We start from the raw sequence: 16,970 nt of genomic DNA on the forward strand, positions 1-16,970 counted from the left end.
AACAAATTTTAAAAAATATTATAAAAAAAATATAAATAATTCAAAAATATAAAAAAAAAAAAACATTCAACCCGGGGGCCCCCCCCCCCCAACCCGCCCCCCCCCCACACTGTTTCGACTACCTCAACAGGCGGGCGAGGTGCCGCCCTGAATAGCCATCAGCGCGCAGTAGGTGGCCGCGGCCACCTTCCACTGGCCGCCCTGACGCACTGCCTGACCGGTCTGGTCGGGCAGTACCGGCGTGCCGTTCATGAGCAGCGAATAGGTGACGTCGGCGTTGTCCGCGTCGATCAGCTTCACCCCACCCACGGTGACCGAGGTGCTCTGGGCCTGCGGGTTGGCCGCTTGCGCCTGCAGCAACGGGGTGAACTCGGCACCCTTCTCGACGACCGCGACCTTCTTGTCGGCCCCCGCCTTGCCGTCGAAGAACAGCACATAGGCATCGGTGATGGACTTGACCGCCGCCGGGTCGGCCGCCGCGGCCTTGGCCGAGGAGGTGGCCGCCGACGTGGTCGACGAACTACTCGAAGCCTCGTCGTCGGAGCCGCAGCCGGTGACCGTGACGAGGGCGATCGCCACGAGACCACAACAGGCCATTGCCTTGCGGCGCAGTGTATTTCGCATTGGTGGTACCTCTCTTCATGAGCGACGAATCACTCGATCTTCTGTTTCATCTCGTCCAGCGCCATCAGGATCGGAAAGCCGTTCACGCTCAACGCGTTCCCGTGACCGGTCGAGTGCACGTCGAAGACGGACTGAATGGCGGCGTAGAAGCCCTGGACGTCGAGTGTCTGATTGACCGCGCGTTTGGCCTGCCGCAAACCGAACGACGGCATGGCCGCGATCCGGGTGGCCAGCGCGCGGGTCTGCTCGTCGAGCTCCGCGCGCGGCACCACCTTGTTCACCATGCCGACCTGCTCGGCCTCGGTCGCGGTCACCGCGCGACCGGTGAACAGGATCTCCTTGGCCTTGCGCGCGCCGAGTTCCCAGGTGTGCCCGTGGTATTCGACGCCGCCGACGCCCATCAGCACCACCGGATCGGAGAACAGCGCGTCATCGGCGGCCACGATCAGATCGCACGGCCAGCACAGCAGCAGTCCCCCGGCGATGCACCGCCCCTGAACCGCGGCGATGGACGGCTTGGGCACATTGCGCCAGCGCAGCGAGTACTCGAGGTAGCGGCGGCTCTCGTTCTGGTAGATCCATTCGAGGGTGATGTCCTGCGGCGAAGGCCAGCGATCCTTCAGATCGTGACCGGCCGAGAAGTGCTTGCCCTCGCCGCGCAACACGATGACCGCGACCTCGGGGTCCTGGGCCGCGCGGGTCCACGCGCCGTCGAGTTCGTCGAGCAGGTCCGAGTTCTGGGCGTTGGCCGCCTCGGGCCGATCCAGGGTGATGGTCGCGATCTTGTCGGCGACCTCGTAGCGGATGTACACAGCGAGCTCCTCAGCTCCGAGGGAGACCGAGCACACGCTCGGCGATGATGTTGCGTTGGATTTCGGACGTGCCGCCCGCGATGGTCCCCGCGAAGCTGCGCGCGTAGCGCTCGAACCAACTGCACGAGAAGTTGTCCAGATTCAGCGGATTGAACGGCGCGGTGACGGCCGGGTGCACCAGCCCGTCCGCGCCCGCCGCGAGCAGCGTCTGCTCCGCGGCGCTCTGCACCGCCTCCGAACCGAACACCTTGAGCACCGACAGCGCGGCCACATCCTGATCGCCGCGGGCCGCGCGGGCCAGCGCCGCCGAGCCGAGCAGGCGCAGGGCCTGGTTGTCCATGACCATGGTCGCGTAGGCATCACGCTCGAGCACGGTCTCGGGGCGGAAGTCCTCGATCAGTTCCCGCAGGCGGTCGGCGAAACTCAGCCACAGCAGCGTGCGCTCGTGCCCGAGGGAACCGTTGGCCACGCCCCACCCGCCGTGCAGCGGGCCGACCAGGTTCTCCGCCGGCACCACGACGTCCTCGAAGAACACCTCGTTGAAGTCGAGATCGTGCGGACCGCAGATCGACGCGAACGGGCGTCGGGTCACGCCCGGGGTGTCGGTCGGGATCAGCAGCACGCTGATGCCCTTGTGCTTGGGGACGTCGGGGTCGGTGCGGACGAAGGTCAGCAGCACGTCGGCGTCGTGGGCCCCGGAGGTCCAGACCTTCTGGCCGTTGACGACGAAGTGGTCACCGTCGAGCACCGCGCGGGTCCGCAGTCCGGCCAGATCGGACCCGGCGCCCGGTTCGCTCATGCCCAGCGCCGCGGTGATCTCGGCGCGCAGGATCCGCACCGCCCAGTTCTGCTTCTGTTCCTCGGTACCGAACGACAGCAGCGAGGCGGCGATGATGCCGAGCCCCTGGGGGTTGAAGCTGTGATACATGTGCCGCTTGGACAGCTCCTCGAGGTGCACGTACTGCTGCACGAGGGTCGCGTTGCGGCCGCCGTATTCCGGGGCGTTGCCGGGAAGCAGCCAGCCGCTGTCGAACTGGAGGCGTTGCCATTCGCGAGCCCAGCCGGGAATGTCGGCGCTCGACGCCGCCCGGTCCGCGCCGGCGACCGCCGCGTCGGGCAGGTTCTCGTCCAGGAACGCCACGAATTCGGCCCGGAAGGCCTCGACGTCGGCGTCAAAAGTCAGTTGCACGGTACTCCTCGGCGATCAGCGCCCGATGCGTGTGCGCGCCGCCGAGCAGCAGCTCGCCGGCCTTGGCCCGCTTCAGCGCGAATTGCAGGTCGTTTTCCCAGGTGAAACCCATGCCGCCGAACAACTGCACGCCGTGGCGGAATACCAGGGACTGGCACTCGCCGGACGCGGCCTTCGCCATCGAGGCGGCGATCCGGCGGCGTGGATCATCGGTGGCGATCGTCAGCGCCGCGAAATAGGCCAGCGCCCTGGCCCGTTCGATCGCGATCTGCATGTCGGCGGCCTTGTGTTTGACCGCCTGGAAGGAACCGAGCGCGACGCCGAACTGCTGACGCGTGCGCACATGCTCGAGCACCAGGTCCAGAATCCGCTGACACGCACCGACTGTGGTCAACGCCAGCCCGGTCAGCGCGAGGTGGCGCGCGCGTTCGGGCACCGAGGCGACGCGCCGGTCGTCGCGCACGCGCACCCCGACGAAGCTCACCTCGGCGAGGTGCAGGACCGGGTCGAAAACCGCTGTGCGCCGGGCGATCACCTCGGCCGCCTCGACGACGAACACCCCGGCATCGGTGACGACCGCGTAGTGCTGCGCGCGGTCACCGTCGAGGACATGGTGCGCGGTGCCGTCGAGCACCCAGTCCGCACCCTCGCGCCGCACCGTGACGCCGGTGAACACGGCCGTTCCCGAGCGCCCACCCTGCGCGAACTCCGGTGCGAGCGGGGCGAACTGGCTCATCGTCGCCAGGTACGGCGTGGGATCGGTCGCCCGGCCCAGCTCCTCGAGCACGATGGCCAGTTCCACCGCGTCGCCTGCGTCGACCAATTCGGTCCAGCCCAGCTCGACGTAGGTCTGCCACAGCGGGTCCGGATCGGCGTCCTGGTCGGCGACCGCGCGAATCAGCGTGGGCGGACATTCCTTGGTGAGGACGGCGCGCACAGTTTCCTGCCACAGCCGTTGATCGGAGTCGAACTCCACGAGCATCCGGAGGGCCTCCTTGCCAGCAACCGTCAGTTTCGATACGGAGAATAACATTCTCGTCAGAAGAAAGTAATAGTCTCCAAGATCGCGGACACGCGGGGCTGGTAGCCCTTGGATATGACGTTCTCCGGTACAGTGCATGCATGTTCTGCACACCTGACCGAGGATGGAGGCAACCGTGACCAGCGTCAGCGAAGAGCCCGCGTGGAAACAGCGGGCCGTCGAGCGGTCCATCCGCGGGGCGAAACTGCGCGCCGAACAGCGGGTGCAAAAATTCCTCGACGCGGCGCAGGCGATCATCACCGAGAAGGGCACCACCGACTTCACCGTGCAGGAAGTCGTCGACCGCTCGCGCCAGTCGTTGCGCAGCTTCTACCTGCAGTTCGACGGTAAGCACGAGCTGTTGCTCGCCCTGTTCGAGGACGCGCTGAGCCGGACCGCGGATCAGCTGGCGGCGGCCGCCGAGGGCAAGACCGAGCCGCTGGATCGGCTGCGGGTGACCGTGGAGCTGCTGTTCGAATTATGCAGGCCCGACCCGGTCGCCCAACGGCCCCTGTTCACCGATTTCGCGCCGCAGCTACTGGTCTCGCACCCCGCTCAGGTCAAGGTCGCGCACGCGCCCCTGCTGTCGCTGTTCACCGACCTGATGGAACAGGCCAAGAAGGCGGGTGCGCTGCGCGCCGACCTCAACCCGCACCGCATGGCCGCCGTCGTGATGCAGACGGTCATGTTCACCGCCCAGTCGGCGGGCGGCGCCGACGAGGACAGCGCACACCCCATCACCGCGGGCGAAGTCTGGGACTTCTGCGCGTTCGGGTTCGCCGAATCCTGAACGACCGGGTGGCCGCGGAGGCCACCCGGTATCACCTCAGGGCGCGGCTACCTCGATGACCGTCGCCGAGCCCATGCCACCACCGGCGCACAGCGCCGCGATGCCGAAACCGCCACCACGGCGCCGCAATTCGTGCACCAGGGTGGCGATCATCCTGGCCCCGGTCGCCGCGACCGGATGCCCCAGCGAGCACCCGCTGCCACTGACGTTGACCAGTTCCGGGTCGATGTCGAGCGCCTTGATCGCGGCCAGCGGCACCACCGCGAACGCTTCGTTGATCTCGATCAGACTCACCTGCGACAGCGAGATCCCCGCCCGCGACACCGCTTTCGCGATCGCCTCGATGGGCGCGAGGCCGGTGACGGCGGGGTCGACCGCGACCGACGCCCACGACCGGATGACACCGAGCGCGGGCAGCCCGAGCCGATCACTGGCGATGGCCAGGGCCGCGGCCCCGTCGTTGGCGCCCGCGGCGTTGCCCGCCGTGATGCTGAAACCCTCGATCTCGGGGTGCAGCACCTTCAACCCGGCCAGCTTCTCGATGGTGGTGTCGCGGCGCGGGTGCTCGTCGACCTCGAACAGGCCGTGCGGGGTCTTGATCGGCACGATCTCGTCGGCGAAGCGCCCCTCGTCGATGGCGGCGATGGCGTTGCGGTGCGAACGCAGCGCCCAGGCGTCCATCTCCGCACGCGAGATACCGGCTTTGACCGCCGCGTTCCAGCCGACGGTGATGGACATGTCCAGATTCGGCGCATCCGGACGATCGGGATGCGTCGGCGAGGTCCACGGGTCGAGCCATTCGTCCTCGCCGACCCGGAAACGCAGGCGCGGCGCGGTGGAATCGGCGTTCACGCCACCGGCGATGATGAGCCGGTCCATACCCGCGCGGATGCTCGCCGCGGCGGACTGCACCGCCGCCATCCCCGCCGCGCAGTGCCGGTTGGTGGCGAGGCCGGGCACCGTGATGAGCCCCGAGGTGACCGCGGCGTGCCGGGCCAGCACGCCGCCGCCGTAACGCCCCTCGCCCAGGATGACATCGTCGATCTGATTCGGATCGAGGTCGGCCGCCACCGCGGCGACCACATGATCGGCCAGCGTGAAGCCGTCGGTGTCGCGCAGCGTCCCCTTGCGCGCGGTCCCGATGGGCGTGCGCAGCGCGGAGACGATGACTGCTTCAGGCATGGGTGCCCTCCATTTCGGCGACAAGGGTGCGTCGCAATAGTTTTCCGGTGTCGGTCTTGGGCAGCTCGGTACGGAACACGACGGCGTCGGGCGTCTTCGACGAACGCAGCCGGTCCTTGACCCACTGCTTGACCTGCGCTTCGTCACCGACCCCGACGACCACCGCGACCAGGCGCTGACCCCATTCCGCATCGGGAACGCCGATCACCGCGGCCTCGGTGATGCCGGGGCATTCGAGCAGCACGTCCTCGATCTCGGCCGGTGCGATGTTCTCCCCGCCCCGGATGATGGTGTCGTCGGCGCGACCGTCGATGAACAGGTAGCCGGCGGAGTCGAGCCTGCCGAGATCACCGGTGGGGAACCAGCCCTCGGCGTCGAGGGCGCTGCGGCCGCCGTATTCGCCCGAGATCTGATCACCACGGACGAAGACCAATCCGGTCTCGCCGACCGCGACGGGTTCGCCCGCGGCGCTGCGGATCTCGAATTCGATGCCGGGCAACGGGCGGCCCACCGAGCCGAGACGATCGCGCACGAGCTCGTCGGCGGAGGCGGCGGCGGCCCGGTGGTCCTCCGGTCCGAGGACCGCGACCGAGGACGCGGTCTCGGTGAGCCCGTAGGCGTTGACGAAACCGGTCTCGGGGAACACCCGCAGTGCGCGATCGAGCACCGGGCGCGGCATGCGCGAGCCGCCGTAGGCCAGCGTCGCCAAGGTCGGGGTGCTCGCGTCGGGTCCGTCGACCGCGGCGACGATGCGCGCCAGCATGGTCGGCACCAGCATCGCCTGGGTGATCTGTTCCCGGCGTACCGTCGCCAGCCACTCGGCGGGGTCGAACGCGGGCAGATAGACCACCCGGCGGCCGGCGTAGAGATTGGAGAGCAGGTTCGTCAGCCCCGCGATGTGATACGGCGGCACCGACACCAAGGTCGCGTCGGTGGTCGCGGCGGCACCGAACTCCACGGTGTTGAGCAGGTAGGCCATCAGGTGCCGGTGGCGCAGCAGCGCGGCCTTGGGCGCGGAGGTGGTGCCGCTGGTGTAGAGGATCACCGCCACCGAGTCGGCGTCCCACGGCGTCGCCACCTCGGGCGCGTCGGGCTGCGCGGGGTCGACCACCACCAGGGCGTCGAGGTCCTCCGGTCGCAGGACCAGCGCGCCGGGGTGGCGTTCGAGCAGCGCGCTCAGCTGGGCGTCGCCGAGCCGGTAGTTCAGCGGCACGAACGGCACACCGGCCAGCACGGCGCCGAACAGGGCGATCGGATAGGCCAGGTGGTTGGCGCCCAGATACAGCACCGCGGAGTGCTCCTGGAAGCGCGGGGTCGCACGTCGGGCGCGGTCGAGCAGGTCTGCCGCGGTCAGCGAGCGGTCGCCGACCGTGATCACCGATCGGCTCCCGGCCGAGGCGGCCATGTCTAGGATCATGCCAATGTTCATGAGAACATTATTCTCACAGCAAGAGAGTGTTGATTTCAAGAGAGGAAAACAACATGGATATAAGTGGTAGTTCCGCCATCGTGGTCGGCGGTACCGGCGGGCTCGGGGAGGCCACCGTCCGTCGCTTGCACGCCGCGGGGGCGAAGGTGGTCGTCGCCGATGTCGCCGACGACAAGGGCAAGGAACTGGCGGCCGAACTCGGTATCCGCTACGTGCACACCGACGCCACCAGCGAGGAGTCCGTTCAGGCCGCCATCGACGAGGCGCAAACCCTGGGCCCGCTGCGGATTTCGGTCGATACGCACGGCGGCCCCGCCAGCGGCGGACGACTGGTCGGCAAAGACGGCAGCCCGCTCGCGCTCGACGGCTTCCGCACCACGATCGAGTTCTACCTGACCGCTGTGTTCAATGTGCTGCGGCTCTCGGCCGCCGCGATCGCCAAGCAGGAACCGCTCGACGAAGGCAGTCGCGGCGTCATCGTCAACACCGCCTCGATCGCGGCCTACGAGGGGCAGATCGGGCAGCTCCCCTACGCCGCGGCCAAAGGCGGCGTGGTCGGCATGACCTTGGTCGCGGCCCGCGACCTGTCCCCGCTCGGCATCCGGGTCGTCACGATCGCACCCGGCACGTTCAACACCCCCGCCTACGGCAAGGCCGCCGATCGCTTGGAGGCCCACTGGAGCACGCAGGTCCCCCACCCGAAGCGGATGGGGCAGTCGCCGGAGTACGCGCAGCTGGCGCAGTCCATCATCGAGAACGACTACCTCAACGGTGAAGTGATCCGCCTCGACGGCGCGCTCCGCTTCCCGCCGAAGTGACCACGGTCGGCACGCATTGACGCTCGCGACGGTCGATGCGACGACCACCGAGGGCATCCGAACCGGGCCGAGGCAAGCGCATTCCCCTCGCCCGGATTCGGCCCACGGGCACGAGCCGACGTTCCCGGCGCACCCACCGAATCGGTCGTGGCGGAAGCCGAATGCCTCAGCGGCCCAGCCAGATCGGGGTTCGCTTCTCCGCGAACGCGCGCGGCCCTTCCTGCGCGTCGGCACTGTCGTAGCACTCGACGGCGGCAGCTCTGGCGGCCCCCAGCGCGTCGGAACGGCCCATCTCGGTGGCGAGCATCACCGTATCCCGCGCCGCCCGCACCGACAGCGGTGCGCCGCGCAGGATCTCGGCAGCCAGCTCCAGCGCCGCCGCCAGGACCGCGCCCGGCTCGGCGAGGCGATTGACCAGGCCCACCTCGTAGGCCCGGCGCGCGGTGATCGGCGCGCCGGTGAGCAGCAGCTCCATCATGATCCGCTGGGGGATCATATGAATCAGCGGCGCGGCCCACGGCGAGCTGCGCCCCACCTTCACCTCGGTGATCGCGAACGTCGCCGCCGTGCTCGCCACACACAGGTCGCAAGCCTGCGCGATCATCCACCCGCCGGCGAACGCGGCGCCGTTGACCGCGGCGATCGTGGGCTTGGACAGCTCGATGGTGTCGTAGGGCAGCGGGAACATCTCCGGCGGGGGCACCCGCATCCCGGTGTCCACCATCTCCTTGAGATCGCCGCCCGCGCAGAACGCCTTGTCACCCGCACCCGTGAGCACGGCCACGCGCAGCGCGGGATCGTGCTCGAACCGGTCCCACGCGGCGTACAGACCCGCGCGCACATCGGCGGCCAGACAGTTGCGGGTTTCCGGCCGGTTCAGGGTGATCACGGCGATGCCGTCGGCCCTGGCGTCGAAGAGCACGGCGTCGTTCATCAGAAACCTCGCTGCTGGATCAGGTGGGCGGCTCGGTCGAGCTCGGCCCGGAAGTCGGGATGGGCGATGGCGATCAGTCGGCGCGTGCGCTCGGCGACCGATGCGCCCGCGAGTTCGGCGGCGCCGAACTCGGTGACGATCACATCCACATCGCTACGCGCGGTCGTCACCGGCCCGGACAGACTTGCGGTGATCCGGCTGAGGGTGCCGCCTTTCGCGGTGGCGGGTAGCGCGATCACGGCGTGCCCGCCCGGTGAGCGCAGGCCGCCGCGAACGAAGTCGACTTGACCGCCGGTCCCGCCCAGATAGGCCGAACCGCTCTGTTCGGCGTTCACCTGGCCGGTCAGATCGACCTCGAGCGCGGAATTGAGCGACACCAGATTGTCCAGGGTCGACAGCACGCCCGCGTCGTGGGTGTAGGAGGTGGCGCGCATGCCGATCAGCGGGTTGTGATGGGCGAAGGAGTAGAGCCGTTCGGTGCCGATCAGCGCCCCGGTGATCGACACACCTCGATCGATCCCTTTGCGCGCGTTGGTGATCGCGCCGGACTCGATGAGATCGACGACACCGTCGCCGATCATCCCGGAGTGCACACCGAGATCGGTGCGATCACCCAGCAGCCGCAGGACCGCGTCCGGCACCGCACCGACGCCGACCTGCAGCACGGCGCCGTCGCCGATGTACTGGGCGGCGTGTCGGGCGATGGCGTCGTCGGTCGGGTCGGCGGCGGTCGGCGCGACGGCGACCGGTGGCTGCGAAACCGTGACAGCACAGTCGATGTCGGCGCTCGCGAGCAGCGCGCCGTGGGTGTAGGGCACCCGCTCGTTCACCTCGGCGATCACGACCCGCGCCTTCGTGACAGCGGCCCGGACGTAGTCGCTGATCAGCCCGAGGCTGTGGTTGCCGTGCGCGTCGGCGGGGCTCACCTGGACGAAGGCGACGTCGCAGCCGAGCGTGCCCGCCGCGATCATCGGCGCGACCCGGCTCACGTGGCACGGGATCACGGTCAGTTTGTGCGCCTTGGTCATCGACCGCAACGTGCCGATCGCGCCCATGCTCGACAGCGCGAAACTGTCGGCCGTCTCGGGGGTGAACAGTCCGGAGAAGCTGGTGGCGATGAACGCGGAGAGCCCGCCGATCTCGCGACCATCCGCGATCAACGCCTCGACGAGGGTGGTCGGCTCGCCGCACGCCTGACCGATGACGATGCGGTCGCCGTGGCGCAGGTAGCGGCCCAGATCCAGCTCTGTCGCCGCGACCGAGACGCTCACGCCCGTCCGCCCGATGCCAGCAGCGCCTGCGCGCGGGCCAGGTGCGGACGATCGAGCATGGCGCCGCGATGACCGAGGGCGCCGACACCGGGATGGGCGGCGAACAGGTCGACGATCTCCTGGGCCGCGGCCAATTCCGCGAGCGTGGGGGTGAACGCCGCGTTGATGACCTCGACCTGGTCGGGATGGATGGCGAGCATGCCGCTGTAGCCGTCGCGACGCACCCGCTCGGCTCTGGCGCGCAGCCCGGCCAGGTCGCGGAAGTCGCCCTGGATGGTCTCCACCGCCGCCACCCCGGCGGCGGTGGCACCGAGCAGACACAGACTCCGTGCCAGCTCGTAGGTGAATCCGTAACTCCCGTCCGGATTTCGGTTCTCGGCGGCGCCCACCGAATCGGCGAGGTCCTCGGCGCCCCAGGTCATCGCGACCACCCGGGGCGCGCCGCGGTAGGAGCCGGTGGTGAACATGGCTTCGGCGGTCTCGGTCACCAACACGATGACCTTGGTGGAGCCCTGTTCGATTCCGGCGGCCACCTCCAGCGCGCTCAGATAGTGGTCGAGACGTTCGACATCGGCGCGACCGCGCGACTTGGGCAGCATGATGCCGCCGGGCCGAGCGGCGACGACGGCCGCCAGATCGGCCAGGGTGTGTGGTCCGTCGAGCGGGTTGACCCGCACCCACAGCCGGCTCGCGTCTGCGGGCCGCGTGGTGAGCAGATCGGCGATCATCGTGCGGGACTGCGCTTTCGCCGCGTCGAGGACGGCGTCCTCCAGATCGAAGATGACGATGTCGGCCGCGCTGGCCGCCGCCTTCTCCATCTTGCGCCTGCTGTCGCCTGGCGCGAAGAGCCAGGAACGCGCGCGAAAGGCTTCTCCGAGACTGGTCATTGCTGCTCCGATGCTGCGGTGGTGTGATGGGTCGCTATCTCGTCGAGTACTTCCGTGGTGTGGGCGCCGAGTCCGGGCGCGCCACCGGCGACCCGACCGGGGGTACGGGAGAACCAGGTCGGCGGGCCGGGAAAGCGGACCGCGCCGTGCTCGGTCTGGACCGTCTCGAAGAAACCCGCCGTGTTCAGGTGCGGATCGTCGAAGAGTTCGTCGAGGGTGCGCACCGGGGCGGCCGGGATATCGAGCGCGCGCAGCAAATCGAGCCATTGCTGGGTCGTGCGCTCGGCGAACGTCTCGCTCAGCAGGCCGTAGACGGTGTCGATCCGGGCCGCGCGCTGGGCGAGGGTGGCGAATTCCGGTCCGGCCCACGGTGGTCGGACCGCGTCGACGAACGCCGACCACTGCTTGTCGTTGTAGACCAGCGCGCTGACACAGCCGCCGTCGCTGGTCCGGTAGGGCTTGCGGTTGGGCGTGACGGCGCGGGGGTACACGGCGGGGCCGAGCGGTGGGCTGAACAGCGCGCCGTTGGCGTGTTCGACCAGCATGAACGCGGCCATGGTCTCGAACATGGCGACCTCGACCTCCTGCCCCTCCCCCGTCCGCTCCCGATCGAACAGCGCCATGGTGGTGGCGTAGAGCGCCGTCAGCCCGGCCACCTTGTCGGCCAGGATGGTGCCGACGTAGCCCGCCGTTCCGGTCAACTGCTCCTGCGCGGAAAGCAGGCCGCTCTCGGCCTGGATGGTGTCGTCGTAGGCAGTGAAGTTCGCGTAGGGCCCGCGCCTGCCGTACCCGTAGCAGTTGGTGTAGACGATCGACGGATTGATCGCCGACACCGCGGCGTAGTCGAAGCCGAGTCCGGCGATCGCGGTGGCGCGCATCGAGTGGATGAACACGTCGGCGTCGGCGATCAGCGCGCGCAGCGCCTGCTTGCCCGGCTCCGAGCGCAGATCCAGGACCACGCTGCGTTTGCCCCGGTTCACATTGACGAACACCCCGCTCATCGCCGGGTCGGGGCCGACCGAGATGTAGCGGGTGTTGTCCCCGGCGGGCGGCTCGATCTTGATCACGTCCGCGCCCATGTCGGCCATGATCTGGGTGCAGTAGGGGCCCATGACCATCGCGGTCAGATCCAGGACACGCAGCTCGGACAGTGGTCCCGAGCGCGTCGTTGTTCGAGGTGCCATCACGGCTCGACCTCTCCTCCGTCACAGGGATCCGGCAGCCGAGCGATGTTGGCGGCCGGGCGGATTCGGCATCGGCGGAAGCCACATCCAGGAGCTCGCGCGTGCTCCGGGACAGCGGGACCGAGCCTATAGTATGAATCATTACAAGGATAGTGAGGGGAAGAAGTCGTGGACGACATCGACAACAGCGACCCATCGGGCTCGCACCCACCTCGGCACGCGACCGTCGCCGGGGTATTCGACACCGCCCTGCGCGAGCGCCCGGACGCCACCGCGGTGGAGGCGGTGTCGGGCGTCTGGACCTATGCCGAACTCGACGAACGGGCCGACCGGGCGGCGGGGGCACTGTGGTCGCTGGGCGTGCGGCCCGGCGACCGGGTCGCCGCGTGCCTGCCCAACGACCTCGACATCGTCGCCGCGTTTCACGGCGCGCAACGGATCGGCGCGATCTGGGCGGGGATCGGCGAGGCGCTCACGGCGAATGAGCAGCGCTACCTCGACGAGCTCTGCGCTCCGATGGTCGTGCTCGCAGGGGAGCACTGCCGATTGACCGCGTCCACGTGCGTCGATTCCGATCGATGGGCGGACCTGATCGCCGCCGGGTCGGTCGCGCCGCGGGTCGAGGCCGACGTCGACGCGCCCGCCGCCATCGCCTTCACCAGCGGCACGTCGGGACAACCCAAAGCCGTAGTGCACAGCCAGCGCAACCTGCTCCTGCCCGGCGCGACGCTCGTCGCCACACGTGGCTGGGGCCCCGAACTGCGCAAGGGCGACAGCTTTCCGCTCACCATTCTCAACCTCATGGTCCTGTCCACCCTGCTCACCGCCCAGGCGGGCGGATGCGCGGTGGTGATGAACCGGCGCGACGTCGACGGTGTCGCCGAATGGATCGCCACGCGACAGGTCACCGTGTGGAACGGCGCGCCCGCGCAGCTCTACGACCTCGCCCGCCGCCCCGACCTCGATCTCAGCTCGCTCACCGAGGTGTGGAGCGGCGGCGGCGACACCCCGGAATCGCTGCGACAGGCGTTCCACGCGGCGCACGGGCTCGTGCCCCGCGTCACCTACGGCCTGACCGAGGCACCGACCGTCGTCTCCATCGACCCGCCGCGCGCGGCCCCACGCCCCGGAACCTGCGGGCAGGTACTGCCGCAGTACGCGGTCGCGGCCTACGACGACGACGGCCATCCGCTCCCCGCGGGTGAGCTCGGTGAATTGCGCCTCGACGGCGTCACCACCGGACCGTGGGCGCACCGGTGGCGACCGATGCTGGGTTACTGGGAACCCGAAGGCATTCGGGCACCGGCCCCCGGCCCGATCCCGACCGGTGACATCGGGACCGTCGACGCGGACGGCTGGCTGACCGTGCTCGACCGTAAGAAGCTCGTCATCATCCGTGGTGGCGCGAACGTCTATCCGCTCGAGGTGGAACGTGTCATCGCCGCCCACCCCGGTGTCGCCAAGGTCGCGGTCTGCGGCATCGCCGACGACCGGCTCGGCCATCGCGTCGCCGCTGTGCTCGAGCGCGCCGGCGCCCCGATCGACATAGCCGAACTCACCGCGCTGTGCCGCCGGGAGCTCTCGCCGTACAAGGTGCCCGAGATCTGGTCGGTGGTCGATGCCCTGCCGGTCAATGCGATGGGCAAGGTCGAACGCACGAAACTGCCCGCGCTCGCCGCCCGGCGACCACACTCCACCGAAGCCTGAGGGAACCACCATGACACCCGAGCGCGACACGACCGCACAGCTTTTCGACCTCGACGGACGGGTGGCGATCGTGACCGGCGCGTCGTCGGGGCTCGGCGCCGCGGTGGCGACGGCCCTGGCCGACCTGGGCGCCCGGGTGGCGGTGGTGGCCCGGCGCCGGGATCGATTGACCGAACTCGCCGCGCGCATCGACGGCCTCGCCATCGCGTGCGATCTGTCCGATCTCGACGGCAGCGGCGAGGGGCTCGAGGCGATCGTGCCCGCGGTCGTCGCCGCGCTGGGTCCACCGGAGATCCTGATCAACGCCGCGGGCACGATGTTCACCACCGAACGCGCCGAGGACGAACCCCTCGACGCCGTCCGTCGCACGATGGATCTCAACCTCGTCGCGCCGTTGCGGCTGTCGCAGCAGGTGTTTCCGCAGATGCGCGCGCTCGGTCGCGGCACGATCGTGAACATCTCCTCGATCAGCGGGCGGGTCGGCATCCCCGGCATCCCGCAGGCGTCCTACGCCGCGAGCAAGGCCGGGTTGTCCGGGCTTACCGCCGAACTCGCGGTGCAGTGGGCGCGGCATTCGATCCGGGTGAACACGGTCGCGCCGGGCTTCTTCCGCAGCGAGATCACCGGGCCGCTCTACGAGAGCGAGCGCGCCACGGAGTATCTGCGGCGCAATACGCCACTGCCGAAGGAGGGCACCGCGCAGGACATCGTCGGGGCCGTGCTCTGGCTGGCGGGCGACGCGGGCAGCTACGTCACCGGCCAGACGATCGTGGTCGACGGCGGCTGGACCACCCGCTGATCCATTGAACAGTCAAGCATTGCTATCCTTAATAGGATTGACGTAATGTGCTCGCCATGGACGACACGACGACGGCGAAGTTCTCCGCGGTACTGATCGAAAAAGACGATGCGGGACGAAGAGTCGCGCTGACCAGCGTGGCCGAGTCCGCGCTTCCGGACGGCACCGTCGACATCGACGTCGAGTACTCGACGCTGAATTACAAGGACGCCCTGGCGATCACCGGCGCCTCCCCCGTGGTGCGCAGCTTTCCGATGGTGCCCGGCATCGACCTCGCCGGCGTCGTCACCGACAGCGCGCACCCGGACTGGGCCAAGGGCGACCGCGTGGTACTCAACGGCTGGGGTGTCGGGGAGACCCATTGGGGTGGCCTCGCCCAGCGCGCCCGGCTCGACGGCGACTGGCTCGTGCCGCTACCCGAGGCGTTCACCGCCCGGCAGGCGATGGCCATCGGCACCGCGGGCTACACCGCGAGTCTGTGCGTGAGCGCGTTGCTCGACCACGGCGTGCGACCCGAGCAGGGCGAGGTCCTGGTCACCGGCGCGACCGGCGGAGTCGGCGGCATAGCGATCGCCCTACTCACCGCGGCCGGCTTCACCGTGGCCGCCGCGACCGGAAAGACCGACGAGGCCGACTACCTGCGCCGGCTCGGTGCGGCCACGGTGCTCGACCGCGCCGAACTGGGTGCGGGCGGCAAGCCGTTGCAGAAGGAACGCTGGGCGGGCGTGGTCGACTCGGTCGGCAGTCACACCCTGGCCAATGCCTGCGCCCAGACCCGCTACGGCGGCGCGGTCGCCGCGTGCGGGTTGGCCCAGGGCATGGATTTCCCGTCCTCGGTCGCGCCTTTCATTCTGCGCGGAGTGACCCTCTACGGCATCGACAGCGTCATGGCGCCGCGCTCGCGACGCGACGCCGCCTGGTCCCGGCTCGCCCGCGACCTCGCCGCCGACACCATCGAGGCGATCGTCGAGGAGATCACGCTGGCCGACACCATCGCCGCCGCCGAACGGCTCATCGCGGGCACGGTGCGCGGTCGCATCGTCGTCGACGTCAATCGATAATTCAGGAGCAGCTGTGAGCACGAAGCCGGACCGACCCGCGACCGCCCAACTCGATCTGTCCGATGTCGACCATCGGGTCGGTCAGCCGATCGGCGGCGGCCAACTGTGGGACCCGTGCAGTACCTCCGACATTCGCCGCTGGGTGATGGCGATGGACTACCCCAATCCCGTGCACTGGGATCACGAGTTCGCCAAGGAATCCCGCTTCGGCGGACTCGTCGCGCCGCAGTCGATCGCCGTGGCCCTGGACTACGGGCACGGTGCGGCGCCCGCCTGCGTCGGCCACATTCCCGGCAGCCACCTGATCTTCGGCGGCGAGGAATGGTGGTTCTACGGCTGCCCGGTGCGGCCCGGCGACACCCTGTTCCAGCAGCGCCGCTTCCACGACTACAAGGTCGCCGACACGAAATTCGCCGGACCGACCATGTTCTCGCGCGGCGACACCACCCACACCAACCAGCACGGCGTCCTGGTGGCGCGCGAACGGTCCACCGCGATCCGCTATCTCGCCGCCGAGGCCGCCGAACGCGGGCTCTACGAGAACCAGTTCGGCGCGGTGAAGAGCTGGACCCCGGCCGAACTCGGCGCGGTCGACGCGCTGCGCAACGACTGGCTGCTGTCCAACCGCCACGGAATCTCGCCTCACTTCGACGAGGTGAAGGTCGGCGACACCCTGCCGCGCCGCGTGATCGGACCGCACACGGTCGCCAGCTTCACCACCGAGTACCGGGCGTTCCTGTTCAACATCTGGGGCACCTTCGGCTGGGTCGCCCCGCCGGGCATCGCCGACCCGTGGGTGTATCAGGACCCGGGCTGGGTGGAGGGTTTCGCCTTCGACGAGGAGGGCGCCAAGATCGACCCGCGCAAGCGGGACGGACTCTACGTCGGCCCGTCGCGCGGGCACATCGACGCGGACAAGGCCAGCGAGGTCGGGATGGCGCGCGCCTACGGCTACGGCGCCACCATGGGCGCCTGGTGCACCGACTACCTCGCCTACTGGGCCGGATACGACGGCATGGTCCGCCACTCCAAGGCGAACTTCCGGCTGCCCGCCTTCGAGGGCGATGTGACCTACTTCGACGCCGAGGTGATCGGCAAGGACGCGGAGTCGGCTTGGGGCGTGCCGATCGTGCAGATCAAGCTGCGCCTGACCAATCAGGACTTCGGTGTGCTGGTGGACTGCACCGCCGAAGTCGAGCTGCCGTTCTAGCGGCGCCGAGACGAATCCGCGAGAGAGGCCGATGATGGGCGTGGAGTCCGAA

At 69.1% G+C, this 16,970-nt stretch carries 16 protein-coding genes; 6 read left to right on the forward strand and 10 right to left on the reverse strand.

Annotated features, from left to right (window positions below; all coding sequences use genetic code 11):
* Positions 1-123 precede the first annotated feature (123 nt).
* Genes ACFQ9R_RS10730 through ACFQ9R_RS10745 form a run of 4 tightly spaced genes read right to left on the reverse strand, consistent with a single transcriptional unit; the run spans position 124 to position 3,607 of the window.
* Positions 124-624 (reverse strand): hypothetical protein, encoded by a 501-nt coding sequence (locus tag ACFQ9R_RS10730; protein ID WP_067444912.1) that lies wholly within the window; start codon positions 622-624, stop codon positions 124-126.
* 29 nt (positions 625-653) lie between these two features.
* Positions 654-1,436 carry an enoyl-CoA hydratase gene (locus ACFQ9R_RS10735; RefSeq protein ID WP_378990211.1) on the reverse strand — a complete coding sequence of 261 codons (783 nt, stop codon included), beginning with the start codon at positions 1,434-1,436 and terminating at the stop codon, positions 654-656.
* A gap of 10 nt (positions 1,437-1,446) precedes the next feature.
* Positions 1,447-2,625 carry an acyl-CoA dehydrogenase family protein gene (locus tag ACFQ9R_RS10740; protein WP_378990212.1) on the reverse strand — a complete coding sequence of 393 codons (1,179 nt, stop codon included), beginning with the start codon at positions 2,623-2,625 and terminating at the stop codon, positions 1,447-1,449.
* Entirely contained in the window at positions 2,609-3,607 is a 999-nt protein-coding gene (locus ACFQ9R_RS10745; RefSeq protein ID WP_378990213.1) for an acyl-CoA dehydrogenase family protein, read from the reverse strand. The genes ACFQ9R_RS10740 and ACFQ9R_RS10745 overlap by 17 nt, the downstream gene beginning before the upstream one ends.
* 175 nt (positions 3,608-3,782) lie before the next feature.
* Here ACFQ9R_RS10745 and ACFQ9R_RS10750 point away from each other — a divergent pair, with 175 nt between their 5' ends.
* Positions 3,783-4,436: a TetR/AcrR family transcriptional regulator gene (locus tag ACFQ9R_RS10750; RefSeq protein WP_174551036.1), complete on the forward strand. Its 654-nt coding sequence runs from the start codon at positions 3,783-3,785 to the stop codon at positions 4,434-4,436.
* A 36-nt stretch (positions 4,437-4,472) separates the two neighbouring features.
* On the opposite strand, the gene ACFQ9R_RS10755 is transcribed toward ACFQ9R_RS10750, so the two are convergent.
* Together ACFQ9R_RS10755 and ACFQ9R_RS10760 are read right to left on the reverse strand one after the other, a co-directional pair.
* Positions 4,473-5,618, reverse strand: a complete 1,146-nt coding sequence (locus tag ACFQ9R_RS10755) for a thiolase family protein (RefSeq protein ID WP_378990214.1) — start codon at positions 5,616-5,618, stop codon at positions 4,473-4,475.
* On the reverse strand, positions 5,611-7,047 hold the full coding sequence (locus tag ACFQ9R_RS10760) for a class I adenylate-forming enzyme family protein (RefSeq protein WP_378990216.1): 1,437 nt from the start codon (positions 7,045-7,047) through the stop codon (positions 5,611-5,613). Before ACFQ9R_RS10760 ends, ACFQ9R_RS10755 begins: the two co-directional genes overlap by 8 nt.
* A gap of 53 nt (positions 7,048-7,100) precedes the next feature.
* Here ACFQ9R_RS10760 and ACFQ9R_RS10765 point away from each other — a divergent pair, with 53 nt between their 5' ends.
* Positions 7,101-7,865, forward strand: a complete 765-nt coding sequence (locus ACFQ9R_RS10765; RefSeq protein WP_378990217.1) for an SDR family NAD(P)-dependent oxidoreductase — start codon at positions 7,101-7,103, stop codon at positions 7,863-7,865.
* A 166-nt stretch (positions 7,866-8,031) separates the two neighbouring features.
* Here the strand turns inward: ACFQ9R_RS10765 and ACFQ9R_RS10770 are convergent, their stop codons facing one another.
* The 4 genes from ACFQ9R_RS10770 to ACFQ9R_RS10785 are packed head-to-tail and all read right to left on the reverse strand — an operon-like array spanning position 8,032 to position 12,141.
* On the reverse strand, positions 8,032-8,799 hold the full coding sequence (locus ACFQ9R_RS10770; protein WP_067444890.1) for an enoyl-CoA hydratase-related protein: 768 nt from the start codon (positions 8,797-8,799) through the stop codon (positions 8,032-8,034).
* The gene (locus ACFQ9R_RS10775) at positions 8,799-10,070 is read right to left on the reverse strand and encodes an acetyl-CoA hydrolase/transferase family protein (protein WP_378990218.1); all 1,272 of its coding nucleotides are present in this window, start codon (positions 10,068-10,070) and stop codon (positions 8,799-8,801) included. Before ACFQ9R_RS10775 ends, ACFQ9R_RS10770 begins: the two co-directional genes overlap by 1 nt.
* Positions 10,067-10,957, reverse strand: coding sequence for an HpcH/HpaI aldolase/citrate lyase family protein (locus ACFQ9R_RS10780; protein WP_378990219.1), 891 nt, complete (start codon positions 10,955-10,957; stop codon positions 10,067-10,069). The genes ACFQ9R_RS10775 and ACFQ9R_RS10780 overlap by 4 nt, the downstream gene beginning before the upstream one ends.
* Positions 10,954-12,141 (reverse strand): CaiB/BaiF CoA transferase family protein, encoded by a 1,188-nt coding sequence (locus ACFQ9R_RS10785; RefSeq protein ID WP_378990220.1) that lies wholly within the window; start codon positions 12,139-12,141, stop codon positions 10,954-10,956. Before ACFQ9R_RS10785 ends, ACFQ9R_RS10780 begins: the two co-directional genes overlap by 4 nt.
* A gap of 168 nt (positions 12,142-12,309) precedes the next feature.
* Here ACFQ9R_RS10785 and ACFQ9R_RS10790 point away from each other — a divergent pair, with 168 nt between their 5' ends.
* The 4 genes from ACFQ9R_RS10790 to ACFQ9R_RS10805 are packed head-to-tail and all read left to right on the forward strand — an operon-like array spanning position 12,310 to position 16,918.
* The gene (locus ACFQ9R_RS10790; RefSeq protein WP_378990221.1) at positions 12,310-13,848 is read left to right on the forward strand and encodes an AMP-binding protein; all 1,539 of its coding nucleotides are present in this window, start codon (positions 12,310-12,312) and stop codon (positions 13,846-13,848) included.
* A 10-nt stretch (positions 13,849-13,858) separates the two neighbouring features.
* Positions 13,859-14,647, forward strand: coding sequence for an SDR family NAD(P)-dependent oxidoreductase (locus ACFQ9R_RS10795; RefSeq protein WP_378990222.1), 789 nt, complete (start codon positions 13,859-13,861; stop codon positions 14,645-14,647).
* Between the two features lie 56 nt (positions 14,648-14,703).
* A complete protein-coding gene (locus ACFQ9R_RS10800) occupies positions 14,704-15,708 on the forward strand; it encodes an MDR family oxidoreductase (RefSeq protein WP_378990224.1) in 1,005 nt (334 codons plus the stop codon).
* Between the two features lie 13 nt (positions 15,709-15,721).
* Positions 15,722-16,918, forward strand: coding sequence for a MaoC family dehydratase N-terminal domain-containing protein (locus tag ACFQ9R_RS10805; protein WP_067444876.1), 1,197 nt, complete (start codon positions 15,722-15,724; stop codon positions 16,916-16,918).
* Positions 16,919-16,970 lie beyond the last annotated feature (52 nt).

Source organism: Nocardia sp. NPDC056541 (genome assembly GCF_042794235.1).
GTDB lineage: Bacteria > Actinomycetota > Actinomycetes > Mycobacteriales > Mycobacteriaceae > Nocardia.

What these genes read in the sequence shown, in the direction of transcription:
- ACFQ9R_RS10730 (WP_067444912.1), bottom strand. Translation starts at nt 624, where the DNA reads ATGCGAAATACACTGCGCCGCAAGGCAATGGCCTGTTGTGGTCTCGTG.
- ACFQ9R_RS10745 (WP_378990213.1), bottom strand. Translation starts at nt 3,607, where the DNA reads ATGCTCGTGGAGTTCGACTCCGATCAACGGCTGTGGCAGGAAACTGTG.
- ACFQ9R_RS10755 (WP_378990214.1), bottom strand. Translation starts at nt 5,618, where the DNA reads ATGCCTGAAGCAGTCATCGTCTCCGCGCTGCGCACGCCCATCGGGACC.
- ACFQ9R_RS10760 (WP_378990216.1), bottom strand. Translation starts at nt 7,047, where the DNA reads ATGAACATTGGCATGATCCTAGACATGGCCGCCTCGGCCGGGAGCCGA.
- ACFQ9R_RS10765 (WP_378990217.1), top strand. Translation starts at nt 7,101, where the DNA reads ATGGATATAAGTGGTAGTTCCGCCATCGTGGTCGGCGGTACCGGCGGG.
- ACFQ9R_RS10770 (WP_067444890.1), bottom strand. Translation starts at nt 8,799, where the DNA reads ATGAACGACGCCGTGCTCTTCGACGCCAGGGCCGACGGCATCGCCGTG.
- ACFQ9R_RS10780 (WP_378990219.1), bottom strand. Translation starts at nt 10,957, where the DNA reads ATGACCAGTCTCGGAGAAGCCTTTCGCGCGCGTTCCTGGCTCTTCGCG.
- ACFQ9R_RS10785 (WP_378990220.1), bottom strand. Translation starts at nt 12,141, where the DNA reads ATGGCACCTCGAACAACGACGCGCTCGGGACCACTGTCCGAGCTGCGT.
- ACFQ9R_RS10795 (WP_378990222.1), top strand. Translation starts at nt 13,859, where the DNA reads ATGACACCCGAGCGCGACACGACCGCACAGCTTTTCGACCTCGACGGA.
- ACFQ9R_RS10800 (WP_378990224.1), top strand. Translation starts at nt 14,704, where the DNA reads ATGGACGACACGACGACGGCGAAGTTCTCCGCGGTACTGATCGAAAAA.